Annotated in this window: 15 protein-coding genes; all 15 read left to right on the top strand. The window is 40.5% G+C overall.

Going from position 1 to position 13147, the window contains the following annotated elements:
* Positions 1–3 precede the first annotated feature (3 nt).
* The 15 genes from ACZ47Z_RS09510 to ACZ47Z_RS09440 all read left to right on the top strand — a co-directional run bounded on the left by ACZ47Z_RS09510 (position 4) and on the right by ACZ47Z_RS09440 (position 13132).
* Positions 4–879: an L-ribulose-5-phosphate 3-epimerase gene (locus ACZ47Z_RS09510; RefSeq protein WP_464525517.1), complete on the top strand. Its 876-nt coding sequence runs from the start codon at positions 4–6 to the stop codon at positions 877–879.
* Positions 866–1918, top strand: a complete 1053-nt coding sequence (locus ACZ47Z_RS09505) for a hypothetical protein (protein ID WP_054753930.1) — start codon at positions 866–868, stop codon at positions 1916–1918. The genes ACZ47Z_RS09510 and ACZ47Z_RS09505 overlap by 14 nt, the downstream gene beginning before the upstream one ends.
* Positions 1919–1934: 16 nt before the next feature.
* Positions 1935–2627, top strand: a complete 693-nt coding sequence (locus ACZ47Z_RS09500) for an L-ribulose-5-phosphate 4-epimerase (RefSeq protein WP_226870861.1) — start codon at positions 1935–1937, stop codon at positions 2625–2627.
* 168 nt (positions 2628–2795) lie between these two features.
* Positions 2796–3713: a 1-phosphofructokinase gene (gene pfkB / locus ACZ47Z_RS09495; protein WP_464525516.1), complete on the top strand. Its 918-nt coding sequence runs from the start codon at positions 2796–2798 to the stop codon at positions 3711–3713.
* A 1-nt stretch (position 3714) separates the two neighbouring features.
* The gene (locus ACZ47Z_RS09490) at positions 3715–5625 is read left to right on the top strand and encodes a PTS fructose transporter subunit IIABC (protein ID WP_054753934.1); all 1911 of its coding nucleotides are present in this window, start codon (positions 3715–3717) and stop codon (positions 5623–5625) included.
* 147 nt (positions 5626–5772) lie between these two features.
* Positions 5773–6537, top strand: a complete 765-nt coding sequence (locus ACZ47Z_RS09485; RefSeq protein WP_117890076.1) for a DeoR/GlpR family DNA-binding transcription regulator — start codon at positions 5773–5775, stop codon at positions 6535–6537.
* Positions 6538–6678: 141 nt separating this feature from the next.
* A complete protein-coding gene (locus ACZ47Z_RS09480; protein ID WP_083475148.1) occupies positions 6679–6915 on the top strand; it encodes a hypothetical protein in 237 nt (78 codons plus the stop codon).
* Between the two features lie 24 nt (positions 6916–6939).
* Positions 6940–7896 carry an L-lactate dehydrogenase gene (locus ACZ47Z_RS09475; protein ID WP_054753938.1) on the top strand — a complete coding sequence of 319 codons (957 nt, stop codon included), beginning with the start codon at positions 6940–6942 and terminating at the stop codon, positions 7894–7896.
* A gap of 183 nt (positions 7897–8079) precedes the next feature.
* Positions 8080–8841, top strand: coding sequence for an SDR family NAD(P)-dependent oxidoreductase (locus ACZ47Z_RS09470; protein WP_117890074.1), 762 nt, complete (start codon positions 8080–8082; stop codon positions 8839–8841).
* 279 nt (positions 8842–9120) lie between these two features.
* Positions 9121–9261 (top strand): hypothetical protein, encoded by a 141-nt coding sequence (locus ACZ47Z_RS09465; RefSeq protein WP_288598307.1) that lies wholly within the window; start codon positions 9121–9123, stop codon positions 9259–9261.
* A gap of 32 nt (positions 9262–9293) precedes the next feature.
* The gene (locus ACZ47Z_RS09460) at positions 9294–10118 is read left to right on the top strand and encodes a malonate decarboxylase subunit alpha (protein ID WP_464525515.1); all 825 of its coding nucleotides are present in this window, start codon (positions 9294–9296) and stop codon (positions 10116–10118) included.
* An 85-nt stretch (positions 10119–10203) separates the two neighbouring features.
* Complete coding sequence (locus ACZ47Z_RS09455) at positions 10204–11043, top strand: metal-dependent transcriptional regulator (protein ID WP_054753940.1); 840 nt, start codon at positions 10204–10206, stop codon at positions 11041–11043.
* Positions 11044–11055: 12 nt separating this feature from the next.
* The gene (locus ACZ47Z_RS09450) at positions 11056–11874 is read left to right on the top strand and encodes a hypothetical protein (protein WP_117890073.1); all 819 of its coding nucleotides are present in this window, start codon (positions 11056–11058) and stop codon (positions 11872–11874) included.
* 513 nt (positions 11875–12387) lie between these two features.
* On the top strand, positions 12388–12780 hold the full coding sequence (locus ACZ47Z_RS09445) for a YbaN family protein (protein ID WP_054753943.1): 393 nt from the start codon (positions 12388–12390) through the stop codon (positions 12778–12780).
* A 4-nt stretch (positions 12781–12784) separates the two neighbouring features.
* Positions 12785–13132, top strand: coding sequence for a nitrous oxide-stimulated promoter family protein (locus ACZ47Z_RS09440; protein WP_054753945.1), 348 nt, complete (start codon positions 12785–12787; stop codon positions 13130–13132).
* Positions 13133–13147: the final 15 nt, after the last annotated feature.

Below are 13147 nucleotides of genomic sequence, written 5' to 3'. Positions count from 1 at the left end.
GTTATGGAAAGAGAATATACATTAGGTTTGTATGAAAAATCCATGCCGTCAGACTTGAGCTGGGAGCAGAAGATGCTCTCAGCGAAAGCAGCAGGATTTGATTATATTGAAATCAGTATTGATGAGACAGATACAAAGCTTGCAAGACTTGATATGTCAAAGGAAGAACGTTTAGAACTGGTTCGATTAATGATGATGACCGGGGTACCGATTCGTTCCATGTGTTTGAGTGGACACAGGAAATATCCATTTGGAAGCAATGATCCGGAAATTGAAAAACGTGGAATGGAAATTATGGAAAAAGCAATCCGGCTTGCAGAAGATCTTGGAATTCGCATTATTCAGCTTGCAGGATATGATGTCTATTATGAAGATTCTTCTTTTGAGACAAAAAAGCGTTTTCTTAAGAATTTAAAGAAAGCAACACATATGGCAGAAAAAGCCGGCGTTGTTCTCGGATTCGAGACAATGGAAACAGAGTTCATGAACACAGTGGAAAAGGCAATGAAATATACCACACTGGTAGATTCACCTTATCTTAATGTCTATCCCGATATCGGAAATATTACCAATGCAGCAATAGAATATAAGAATGATGTGCTTGAAGATATGATGATTGGTAAAGGTCATCTTTGTGCAATGCACCTAAAAGAGACAGTGCCTGGTAAATTTCGTGAGATTCCATTTGGAACCGGACATGTGAATTTTAAAGAGGCAATTGCTCTTGCATGGCAGCTTGGAATACGAAAATATGTGACAGAATTCTGGTATGTAGGAAATGAGAACTGGAAAGAAGATCTTGTATTTGCACATGATATGTTTGAAAAAATGCTCGATGAACAGATGACAAGAAAGGATGAGAAAAATGTGGAAAGTTGAGAAAAAAGTAATATCAAATCTGACCAAATGCTATTCCATCGCTCCACTGGAATACCAGGGAAAGAAACATTTTATGGTAGCAGCAGAGAAAATAGACCGTTGTATTTTATTTGATCAGGATGGAAATGAAGAAGATACAATCTGGAGTGAACCAGGTGGAGTTATGAGCATGGTGCAAGTTCCGGGAAGAAATGGACAGTTTCTTGCAACTCATAAATTCTATTCTCCAAATGATTCAAAAGAAGCAAAGATTGTAATCGTGACTCCAATTGAAAAAGGAAACTGGGAAGTACGTACATTAGTTAATCTTCCACATGTACATCGCTTTGATATCGTTGAGAGAAATGGAGTTTATTACTTAATTGCATGCGCATTAAAGTCAGGACATGAGTATAAAGATGACTGGTCTATGCCGGGCAAGGTTTATGCAGCAGTATTGCCAGAGGATCTTTCTTCTTATAATGAAGATAATCAATTAGAATTAAAAGTGATTAAAGAAGATATGCTTAAGAATCACGGTTACTATCGTGTGAGAGAAAATGACATGGATACGAGCGTAATCTCAGCTGATTGCGGAGTGTTTCAGTTTATTCCACCAGAAGAGAAAGATGGGGAATGGGAGATTCGTACACTTCTTGAGACAGCAGCGAGCGATGCGGTATTAATTGATCTGGATGAGGACGGAGAGAAAGAGCTTGCAGTATTATCTCCATTTCATGGAAATCAAATTTCTATTTACAAGAAGAATGACGGAGCATTCGAGAAAGTTTATGAGTATGAAAAACCGGCAGAATTCACACACGCAATTTATGGAGGTAATCTGTGTGGACAACCAGTAGTTGTGATTGGACACAGAAAAGCAGAAAGAGATCTGATTGTATTTGCATATAATAAGGAGACAAAGCAGTATGAGTCGGAAGTGATCGATCATGACTGCGGTCCGGCAAATGTGGCTCATTATGTGAAAAACGGAAAAGATATTATTATCTCTGCAAATCGTGAGACAGATGAGGTAGCGATGTATACGATTTCAAAATAGAAAGAGGAAAGTTATCATGTTAGAACAATTAAAAAAAGAAGTTTATGAAGCAAATATGCTTCTCCCACAATATCATCTTATAACATTCACATGGGGAAATGTAAGTGGAATCGATAGAGAATCTGGGTTGTTTGTAATTAAGCCAAGTGGTGTGGAATATGATCAATTGACACCGGAGGATATGGTAGTTGTTGATCTGATGGGAAATAAAGTAGAAGGAAAATACAATCCGTCTTCAGACACAGCAACACATGTAGTGTTGTATAATCGTTTTCCGGAAATTGGTGGAGTCGTTCATACTCATTCATCATGGGCAACAAGCTGGGCGCAAGCCGGAAGAGATATTCCTTGTTACGGAACAACACATGCTGATTATTTCTATGGTGCGATTCCATGTGTGAGAAATCTTACAAAAGAAGAAATCGAGGAAGCATATGAGAAAAACACAGGAGTGCTGATAGCAGATGATTTTGAAGAGAAGAACAAAGATTACATTGCTGTTCCGGGTGTTCTTTGCAAAAATCATGGTGTGTTTACCTGGGGAAAAGATGCACATGAAGCTGTACATAATGCGGTTGTTGTAGAAGAAGTGGCAAAAATGGCTGCCAGATGTGAGATGATTAATCCAACAAACCAGCCAGCACCACAAGAACTGCAGGACAAACACTATTTTAGAAAGCATGGAGCAAACGCATATTACGGGCAGTAAGTAAATTGGGTTATGGCAATATTAAATTCCGAAGACAACCGAATTTGTGCAAAATCAACCAAAAACAGTCACGAATTTTGTTGATTAGTTTGATTGACTGTGAACGAGTTTGAACGTATAATACAAGCATAAAGAAAAACAATGAGTCAGAGAGAAGGAGAATGTAAAATGATTTACACAGTAACATTTAATCCGTCATTGGATTACATTGTCTCTGTTGAGGACTTTAAGCTTGGACTTACAAATCGAACGAGTTCGGAGCTGATCCTTCCTGGTGGAAAGGGCATCAATGTTTCTACAGTGCTTGGTAATCTTGGCATCGAGAATACTGCACTTGGATTTTTAGCCGGATTTACCGGAAAAGAGATTGAAAGAAGACTCAAAGAGATGGGGGTTGCATCCGATTTTATTGAGATCAATGAAGGTGTTTCTCGAATCAACCTGAAGTTAAAATCAATCGACGGAACAGAGATTAACGGAAGTGGACCGGTGATTTCTCTGGAAGATGTAGAGAAGCTGATGGAGAAGCTTGACAAACTTGGAGAAGGTGATGTCTTATTCCTGGCAGGAAGTATTCCATCATCTATGCCGGATGATATGTACCAGAAGATTATGGCGAAGCTCGACGGTAAAGGCGTCATGATCGTTGTAGACGCAACGAGAGATCTTCTGTTGAACGTTCTTGCATATCATCCATTTTTAATCAAACCGAACAACCACGAACTTGGAGAGATTTTTGATGTGGAGCTTCTGACAAGAGAATCTGTTGTACCATATGCAAAGAAACTGCAGGAAAAAGGAGCAAGAAATGTTCTTGTATCCATGGCAGGAGAAGGTGCGGTTCTTGTAGCAGAAGATGGAAGTGTTTATGACACTCCGGCGCCGAAAGGAGAATTAAAAAACGGTGTTGGAGCAGGAGACTCTATGGTAGCCGGATTTATGGCAGGCTGGATGGAGAAACATGAATACAGACACGCATTCCACATGGGAGTTGCATCAGGAAGTGCAAGTGCATTTTCAGAGAATCTGGCAACAAAAGAGGAGATTGCCGGAGTATATCAACAGGTTGTAAAGGAGGAGCGGTAGGATGAGAATTACGGATTTGCTCGATAAAAGAAGCATTGCCTTTGACAAGAATCCGGCGAATAAGCAGGAAACTTTGGATATGGCCGTGGATTTGATGTGTGCAAGTGGTAAGATCAATGACACGGAAGCCTACAGAAAACAGGTTTACTTAAGAGAAGAGGAAAGTACAACAGGAATTGGTGAGGGAATTGCTATTCCACATGGAAAAGGTGATTGCGTAAGCAAGCCGGGACTTGCAGCAATGGTCATTAAAAATGGTGTTGATTTCGATTCTCTGGATGGAGAACCGGTAACACTGTTATTCCTGATCGCAGCACCAAATACAGAGGATAACGTTCATCTGGAAGTACTTAGTAAATTATCAATGATGCTGATGGATGAGCAGTTTACAGAAGCTCTGAGAAATGCAACATCTGCGGAGGAATTCCTTTCTATTATTGATAAAGCAGATGATGAGAGAGCTGACATTGATGAGCAGCTGGCAGATACAGGAAATGCAGAGAGTGATTTCAAGATTCTTGCAGTAACAGCATGTCCGACAGGTATCGCACACACATATATGGCAGCGGAAGGAATCGAGAAAGCAGCAAAAGCTGCCGACTGTTTCGTGAAAATCGAGACAAGAGGAAGCGGCGGAGCGAAAAATGTGCTGACAGACCAGGAAATTGCTGATGCGGATTGTATTATCGTTGCAGCAGACACACAGGTTCCGATGGACCGTTTTGACGGAAAGAAAGTAATCATCTGTCAGGTATCAGACGGAATCAGCAAGGCAGATGAGCTGGTGGCACAGGCAAAATCAGGAAATGTTCCGGTCTTCCATGGAAATAATCCGGCAGCAGCCTCTTCTTCTACAGGAAAGAAAAGCGGCGGTGTCGGACATCAGATCTACATGCAGCTGATGAACGGTGTTTCTCATATGCTTCCACTCGTTGTTGGTGGTGGTATACTGATTGCAATCGCATTTTTGATCGACGGAATATGTGTAGATCTGAATGCACTTCCGGCTGATCAGAGAGCAAACTTTGGTATGATCACTCCGGTAGCAGCAGTATTTAAACAAATCGGTGGAACTGCATTTGGATTCATGCTTCCGGTACTTGCAGGATTTATCGCAATGGCAATCGGTGACCGACCGGCGCTTGCAGTTGGTCTTGTAGGCGGTATGATGGCAGCAAGCGGAAAATCCGGATTCCTCGGAGCTCTTGTAGCCGGATTCCTTGCAGGATATATCATTGTACTTCTTCGTAAAGTATGCGATAAGCTTCCGGATGCATTGGAAAAAATCGCGCCGGTACTTATTTATCCATTGATCGGAGTTCTTCTGATCGGACTTGCTATGATGTTTGTAATCGAGCCAATCATGGGTGGAATCAACACAGGCCTGAATAATGCATTGACAGGCATGGGAGATTCAAGTAAAGTAGTATTAGGACTGATTCTTGGAGGAATGATGTCCATCGATATGGGTGGTCCGTTCAACAAGGCAGCTTATGTGTTCGGTACAGCATCAATCGCAGCTGGTAATTATGATATTATGGCAGCAGTTATGGTTGCAGGAATGGTTCCGCCATGTGCCATCGCCCTTTCCACACTGTTGTTTAAGGATAAGTTTACAAAAGAAGAAAGAGATGCAGGCCCGACAAACTTTATCATGGGTCTTGCATTTATCACAGAAGGAGCAATCCCATTTGCAGCATCTGATCCGCTGCATGTACTTCCATCTTGTATCATCGGTTCAGCAATTGCCGGTGGAATGTCAATGTTGTTTGGATGTACACTGATGGCACCACATGGTGGAATCTTCGTATTCCCGGTTGTTGGAAATGCAGTAATGTATCTTGTTTCCCTCGTAGTAGGAACAGTCATTTCCGCAGTACTGCTTGGACTCCTTAAGAAGAAAGTTGCATAAAGCAATCACCATTTGGATGAAATGCCGAATAAGATAATCTGTCAAAACCAATAAAAGAAATATAAGAATCAGGACCTGAAGTTGTGGATCTGGAAGCGGATGCTTGAGATTCATGGCTTCAGGTTCTTTTTAAAAGGAGATACTAAAATGCTTACAGAACAAAGATATCAGATTATATTGGATCTACTGAAAGAGAAGAAAAGTGTCACAGCGACAGAATTGAAAGAAATTTTAGATACATCAGAGTCTACGGTAAGAAGAGATATTACTGCACTTCATAAAGCCGGAAAGCTCATCAAGGTATTTGGCGGAGCGGTTGCACTGGAAGAAGGAGAAACTGTTTCGGCATATGAACCGACAGTTGAGCAGAAGAGCGAACTCTATGTGAAAGAGAAAAGAAAAATCGCTCAATATGCGGCAGAACTGATCGAGGAGGAAGACTTTATTTATCTTGATGCCGGAACAACGACAGGTTATATGATTGATGCTCTTGGGCATACCGATGCAGTTTTTGTGACCAATGCTGTTTCACATGCGCAGAGACTGGCAGCGAAGGGAATCAAAGTGTTTCTGATCGGCGGAGAACTCAAGAGTTCTACAGAAGCAGTGATCGGTGCTCAGGCAATGAAGAATCTGCAGGAGTATCATTTTACGAAAGGCTTCTTTGGAGCAAATGGAATCACAAAAGCAGAAGGATTCACAACACCAGATGCGAATGAAGCCCTGGTGAAACAAACAGCGATTGAGAGATGTAAGAATCGATATATTCTTGCAGATCATTCGAAATTCGGATGTATCAGTTCTGTGACATTTTCTGCTTTTGTGAATGCAAAGATTCTGACAGATTGCTGTCCGGCAGATTATCAGGAGATGGATTGTGTGATAGGGGTGGAAGAAAGAAATTTGATTTAACTTTGTTTCTTAGCGTGCTTGTTAGTTGTATAGATAACAAGCACGCTTTTTCAATTGTCCGGATACGGACAGTTTATGTTGTCAACATCCTTCTTGCCTCTTCACGGATGTATTACAGCTACAGACAGTGTTCTCCAGAAAATGTTAGAAGTAGGAACAAAAGCACCAGATTTTGAATTACCGGATCAGAATGGAGAATTACATAAATTAAGCGAATATCTTGGAAAGAAAGTAAAAAAGAAAAACTACGGAAAAGTATCCATGGGTGTGGTCAGAATAACATATTTTATTGACGAACATGGAATAATAGTAAAAGCTAATGATAAAGTAAAAGCAGCGTATGATCCTGGAAAAATGCTGCAGGAATTAAGCAGATGAAAAACAAAAGGAAGGAATGGTTGCATGAATAAGAAAAAATCAAATTCAAAAAAGGCAGTTATGATAGGCTGCGGATTCGTAGGCTCAGCATCTGTATTTGCGCTTATGCAGAGTGGATTATTTACTGAAATTGCGTTAATAGATGCGGATAAGAATAAGGCAGAGGGAGAGGCTATGGATATCAGTCATGGAATACCGTTTGCTAGCCCTATGAGGATATATGTCGGTGACTATGATGATGTGGCAGATGCTACGATTGTTATTATATCAGCAGGCACAGGGCAAAAGCCTGGAGAAACAAGACTTGATCTGGTAAATAAGAATGTGGCAATATTTAAGTCTATTATTCCGGAAATCGCCAAAAGAGATTTTGGAGGAATCCTTCTGGTTGTAGCAAATCCTGTAGATATTCTGACACAGGTTGCAATCAAATTGTCAGGACTTCCGGAGAAGAGAGTTATCGGTTCAGGAACAGTTCTTGACAGTGCAAGACTCAGAAGCAAGCTTGGACAGCATTTATCAGTGGATAGTCGAAGTGTGCATGCATTTATAGTAGGAGAGCATGGAGACAGTGAAGTTGTGGCATGGTCATCTGCCAATGTATCAGGTGTTCCACTTAGTGACATGTGTGAGATGAGAGGACATTATAATCATAAGGAAAACACAGAGAAAATCGCAGCTGCCGTCAAAAATAGTGCCTATGAGATTATTAACAAGAAGCATGCGACATATTATGGAATTGCAATGTCAGTAAAACGTATCTGTGAAGTGATTATGCGTGACGAAAAATCAATCCTACCTGTATCACACATGATACATGGAGTATATGAGATTGATAATGTTGTATTAAGTATGCCTGTTATTATGGGTGTAGACGGAATTGAATCTGACATTCCGATTAATCTTAGTGGAGAAGAAGCATTGAGGCTAAAAGAATCAGCAGACGCATTAAAGAATATAATTGACACATTAGAGCTGTAAAAAGGACAGAGTATCCACAATGAACGTGGCAGATATGGTATATGAAATGGAGAACGATAGAATCTCATGAAGTTGGTGAAAGTCTATAAAAGAAATATCATTTTTATAAAAATTCTATTGCATAATCAACAATAAATGTTATAATTGTCCTATTGAGTATTGTACGTATAGGAGGATTTTGAGATGAAACAGTTAAATGAAAAAGTGGCTATTGTAACAGGAGCCGGACAGGGAATTGGAAAAGGAATTGCACTTTGTCTTGCAAAGAGAGGAGTAAAGATTGTTGCAACAGGACGACGTCTTGAACCAATCGAGCAGACAATCGCTGAGATTAAAGAACTTGGTGGAGAAGGCTTCGCTATGTCTTGTGACTCAGCAGACAGAGCAAGAGTAGAAGAAGTTGTTAAAGCAGCAGCTGATACATATGGAACAGTAGATGTTATTGTAAACAATGCACAGGCAATCGTTCCATCGGCTTCAGTTGAGGATACTACATATGACAATATGCTTAAAGCCTGGGAAAGTGGTGTGATTGGTTCTCTTAACTATATGCAGGCAGCATTTCCTTATATGAAAGAACAGCACGAAGGAAGAGTGATCAACTTTGCTTCGGCAACAGGTATGTTTGGTATAGCAGGACAGTTAGCGTATGGCTCTAATAAAGAAGCATTACGAGGTATGACTAAGATTGCAGCAAAAGAATGGGGACAGTATGGAATCTGTGTAAATATCGTACTTCCAGGAGCAGAATCACCGGCAGCAAAAGCATGGGCTGAGAAATTCCCGGAGGAATATGCAAAACAGGTGAATTTAAATCCTATGAAACGTTTTGGAGATCCTGAAATTGATATTGCTCCAGTCATTGCATTTCTGGCAGGACCAGATTCATGCTATTATTCAGGTCAGAGCGTAATTGTGGATGGTGCAAATTCAATTATGCCATAACTAAATTACATTAAAGAATATTATAAGAAAGGCTCACAGCGGGTTGAAGGCAATCAGCTGCGAGCTTTTCTTAATTTATGATGATTGATTTCCTGAGATAGTGTATAATGAACGGTAAGAATATTTGGGATAAGGAGAAATTACACCATGTATGAAATAATGACTGCCGATGAAGCAATCTGGCTGATTCGGGACGGAGACTGTATCTGTGTGAATTAATTTGTCGGAATAGAGAGTCCAATTGAACTTCACGAAGCAATTTACAGAAGATACCAGAAGATGCAGTCCCCCACACATCTGACAATGATTTCCAGTGCCGGATTTGGTGTCTGGGATGATGAACATAATGCAGAAGGTATATCAGAGAAGGACCCGGAATTAATAGAATCTCAATTGATGATTCGCTGGTTAAGCATGTAGAAGTGGATGGGGAGGAATTCCTTTATTATAAATTGCCAAAGATTAATGTTGCATTGATTAAAGGAACAGCAGCAGACAGAAAGGGAAATATTACTTTTGACGATATGTTTATGTCCGGTGATGCGCTGTCTATTTGTCAGGCAGTAAAAGCGAATCGCGGGAAGGTAATCGTGCAGGTAGACCGTTTGGTGGACACCCCGTCACGACCGAGAAATGCAATTATTCCGGGATGTCTGGTAGATGCAATCGTTGTAGCAGAACCGGAAGCAAGAAATGAAGCCTATACAGCACTGACTGGAAGCTTTGAGATTCCATATGAAGAGTGGAACACATGGAGTGAGCGTTTAGATTCTGTTTCAGTGAAACAGTCAAAGAACAGTACGGTGGCAAATATCATCGGAAAACGTGCATCGAAGGAATTACGTGTGGATGATATCGTAAATATTGGAATCGGCATTCCGGAGATGGTTTCTCGTTTTGCAAGAAAGAGTGGAATGCTTGACATGGTGACATTGACGGTTGAGTCAGGAGGAATCGGCGGTTTTGCGAATATCACATCTAAGACGCCGACAGTTGTTTTTTGTTTTAGTTTTACTGCAAAAGGCCTTGAGGTTTCACAGACAAAAGGAATTGTAACGGTTGAGAAGGAAGGGACAATTCCTAAATTCGTGGATCAAGTCAAGAGTACCAGTTTTTCAGCCAGACGTGCAATTGCAAATGGTCAAAAGGTGCTTTACGTGACAGAACGCTGTGTATTTCGCCTGACACCGAAGGGACTGAAACTGATAGAGGTTTATCCGGGGATTGATGTACAGAAAGATGTTCTGGATCTTCTGCCATTTGAGGTGGAAGTATAGGTGCATTCCATAATGATGATAGCAGCAAACGATTCGCAGTTCATGCGGTATGTATAGATACACAGAAAACAAGTGAGGAATGATCATGGAAAGCAAAGGGAAGCAAATGACAGAGAATGAACAAGAGTTAATTCCGTATTCTAAGCTGGAACGGGAAGAAGATATATTGGAATTACTATGTCAGTGGGAGAATCAGAAAATCCCGTTGGATGTTATGAAGATAAGTGAGTATTTTGGAATGGAGAAGAAAGAGAGTCTGATCTGTTTAAAACGTATGTACGAGTACCGATATATAGAGAAGCCGAGAGCAAACCGGGAAGTTGTGTTGACACCATATGGAAGATCTGTTGGAAATGATTACATATATCGTCACACTTCAATCAGTCAGCATTTACAGTTTATTGGTGTAAATGAAACAATCGCTGAGCAGGATGCGTGCAGAATCGAACATGTTATGTCCGAAGAGTCGGTACGGGCAGTCTGCCAGTTTGCCAACTATGAAAATATGTATTATGAGCGCAGAATTTGTAATTCTGAGTTGACAGACCGTTACCTGCCGGGAGTCTATACATTTGTTATGCAGATGTATAGCATGGAACTGTGCCACCCAAGAAGACTTGCAAAAGAATATAAAAGCTATTCCAGAGACATCTTTCTCGAAATCAATGAGAGCAGAGGCTTTTTTGAATTGAAAAGAACAAAAGCATTTCCTAAAAAACCATTGTGGTATCAGAATACCAGAAATGAATGGGTTCAGGCAGAGCGTGGGGAATACGGAGAACGGATCCCGGCGAGTATGTTTGAATTTGTCATCAAGCCAAACGACCGTGTGATGGAAGGAACCATCCTGATTACATTTATGAATGAGAAAGATGGAGAACCAGATAGATGGGGGTGCGAGCAACTGGAAGTAGAGATTTGGTAAGAGGAGTGGAGTATGGACAGAAAAAAGGAATATAAGATTGAAAATCTTACAATGCTGCAGATACAATACCTGATAGAGCTTAATAAGCTTGAAAAAAAGAAAGGTGCAGTCCGGATGATCGCGGCAAAGTGCGGAGTAAATCATTCCCAGGTCAGCCGTTTCTTCAAAAAATGTATCGAAGAAGGAGAACTGACAGAGAGTCTGGATTTCACGGAAAATGGGAAAAGAAAATTAGACTGGCGCTGCAAGATGATGCGGGATGTCCGTGACTATCTGGAACGAAGCGGCATCACAGAAGGAACAGAAGAAGTCCTAAAAGGGATGATTGAAAATATAGATTACATTCAGTTAGAAAAGTTGGTGAAGAGTGACCGTAGAACGAACCCGGAGACAAAGATGCGGAAACGCGAGGATGTCATCACGGATATAAGAGATATTCTGGAATATGGGAATTATGAAGTAGCAGTTACGATCTTACAGCATGATGGTGCAAAAAGGTCGATGGCAGACAGAGGATTTGAACCAGTTGCCTTGATTAAGTATAACAAAAGAGGTGCTTATCTCGAACTTACGATCCGGGAAATAGATGCAGTGTCAAGAGTAAATGGAGAGGATATGTCCGGACATCTGGCTACATTAAAATATCTTCACCAGGGGATATTCAGATATGCGGATATCAAAAACGGAAAGGTAAAGATTCCGTTGGATGCCTGTTATTATCAGAACTTTGATAATGGTGTTCTGAGAGGAAATGTAATGATCACCGTGACCTGCTCGGTAGGAAATGCACATATGCCGGAAAGTACGGCCAGGGTGGTGTTTAAATTATAAAATGATGATGTGAAGGAAATGAATCATTATATGAATGATAAAAGCCTCCTCCGATTGTGCAATCACACAGTCGGAGGAGGCTTGCTTTATAGTTAGTAAAACTATTCTTTACCTGCCAGAACTTCATCAATAATTGGCTGGATTGTCGATACGTCTGTTATTGGGTATCAAAGCATAGATTTCTGAATTGTAATTAGAAAATAGAAGGTGCGTTGCATCTTATAGAATTCATATAGAAATAATGCTAATTAAAGTAAAAACGAAGAAAATAAATGATAAAAAATATTAAAAACTCTGAAATGCCTTGAAAAAACCTAATAATTTATGAGAATAAAACGGTGCATGAGCGCACCAAAAAAGTAAAAAAGATTGACATAAGAAAGCAGAGTGAATTATGCTCAAATAGGATAGATACAACAAACAGTGAGTAGCCATATCTTATTGCCGTACAGGGCGCAACAAAAGAAAAGAGGAGGAAAAAGGGAGAGAACTCCACAGGAGAAAAGAAAGAAGATGAAAAATCCATTAAAAATAGTCTGGATCGTGCTTGGATTTCTTTGTCTGGGACTTGGTACGATAGGAATTGTACTTCCTATCCTGCCAACTGTTCCGTTTTACATGGCAACGCTGTTCTGCTTTGCCAAGAGTTCAAAGAAACTGCATGATTGGTTCATAGGAACGAATTTATATAAGAAACATCTGGACAGCTTCGTCCAGAAAAGAGCCATGACGATGGGAACAAAGTGCAAGATTATCGGAATGGTAACAGTAGTCATGGTAATCGGATTTATCTGTATGAAGAATGTGCCGGTTGGAAGAATCTGTATCGCAGTAGTGTGGGTATGTCATATCCTGTACTTCTTCTTGAGGGTAAAGACAGTAAAACTGGGAGAAATTTACGAATAACAATATGAATAAAAAGAATAAAGTAGAAAAAAAGCGGCAGAAAGAACAGTATGTCGTGGAAGAGATGATCCGGCTGTACTGCCGGAAGAATCATAAGGAATATGACAAAACGACAGGAAAGATGTGTCCTTCCTGTCAGGAACTTTCAGATTATGCCAGACTCAGAAGCCAGAAATGTCCCTTTATGGAAGAGAAAACATTCTGTGCAAACTGTAAAGTGCATTGCTACAAGCCGGAGATGAGGGAGAAGATTCGAGTGGTCATGCGGTTTTCCGGACCGAGGATGCTTCTGTATCATCCGGTGCTGGCGGTATGGCATCTGATATGCAGTAAAAAAGAATCGAAGAAATAAACAAAAGGATAAGAT

It is taken from the genome of Mediterraneibacter faecis, assembly GCF_055383675.1.
The sequence above is the reverse complement of the archived record's forward strand: the minus strand, read 5'-3'. Positions and strand labels throughout refer to the sequence as shown.

What these genes read in the sequence shown, in the direction of transcription:
- ACZ47Z_RS09510 (WP_464525517.1), top strand. Translation starts at nt 4, where the DNA reads ATGGAAAGAGAATATACATTAGGTTTGTATGAAAAATCCATGCCGTCA.
- ACZ47Z_RS09505 (WP_054753930.1), top strand. Translation starts at nt 866, where the DNA reads ATGTGGAAAGTTGAGAAAAAAGTAATATCAAATCTGACCAAATGCTAT.
- ACZ47Z_RS09500 (WP_226870861.1), top strand. Translation starts at nt 1,935, where the DNA reads ATGTTAGAACAATTAAAAAAAGAAGTTTATGAAGCAAATATGCTTCTC.
- pfkB (WP_464525516.1), top strand. Translation starts at nt 2,796, where the DNA reads ATGATTTACACAGTAACATTTAATCCGTCATTGGATTACATTGTCTCT.
- ACZ47Z_RS09490 (WP_054753934.1), top strand. Translation starts at nt 3,715, where the DNA reads ATGAGAATTACGGATTTGCTCGATAAAAGAAGCATTGCCTTTGACAAG.
- ACZ47Z_RS09485 (WP_117890076.1), top strand. Translation starts at nt 5,773, where the DNA reads ATGCTTACAGAACAAAGATATCAGATTATATTGGATCTACTGAAAGAG.
- ACZ47Z_RS09480 (WP_083475148.1), top strand. Translation starts at nt 6,679, where the DNA reads ATGTTAGAAGTAGGAACAAAAGCACCAGATTTTGAATTACCGGATCAG.
- ACZ47Z_RS09475 (WP_054753938.1), top strand. Translation starts at nt 6,940, where the DNA reads ATGAATAAGAAAAAATCAAATTCAAAAAAGGCAGTTATGATAGGCTGC.
- ACZ47Z_RS09470 (WP_117890074.1), top strand. Translation starts at nt 8,080, where the DNA reads ATGAAACAGTTAAATGAAAAAGTGGCTATTGTAACAGGAGCCGGACAG.
- ACZ47Z_RS09465 (WP_288598307.1), top strand. Translation starts at nt 9,121, where the DNA reads ATGCAGTCCCCCACACATCTGACAATGATTTCCAGTGCCGGATTTGGT.
- ACZ47Z_RS09455 (WP_054753940.1), top strand. Translation starts at nt 10,204, where the DNA reads ATGGAAAGCAAAGGGAAGCAAATGACAGAGAATGAACAAGAGTTAATT.
- ACZ47Z_RS09450 (WP_117890073.1), top strand. Translation starts at nt 11,056, where the DNA reads ATGGACAGAAAAAAGGAATATAAGATTGAAAATCTTACAATGCTGCAG.
- ACZ47Z_RS09445 (WP_054753943.1), top strand. Translation starts at nt 12,388, where the DNA reads ATGAAAAATCCATTAAAAATAGTCTGGATCGTGCTTGGATTTCTTTGT.
- ACZ47Z_RS09440 (WP_054753945.1), top strand. Translation starts at nt 12,785, where the DNA reads ATGAATAAAAAGAATAAAGTAGAAAAAAAGCGGCAGAAAGAACAGTAT.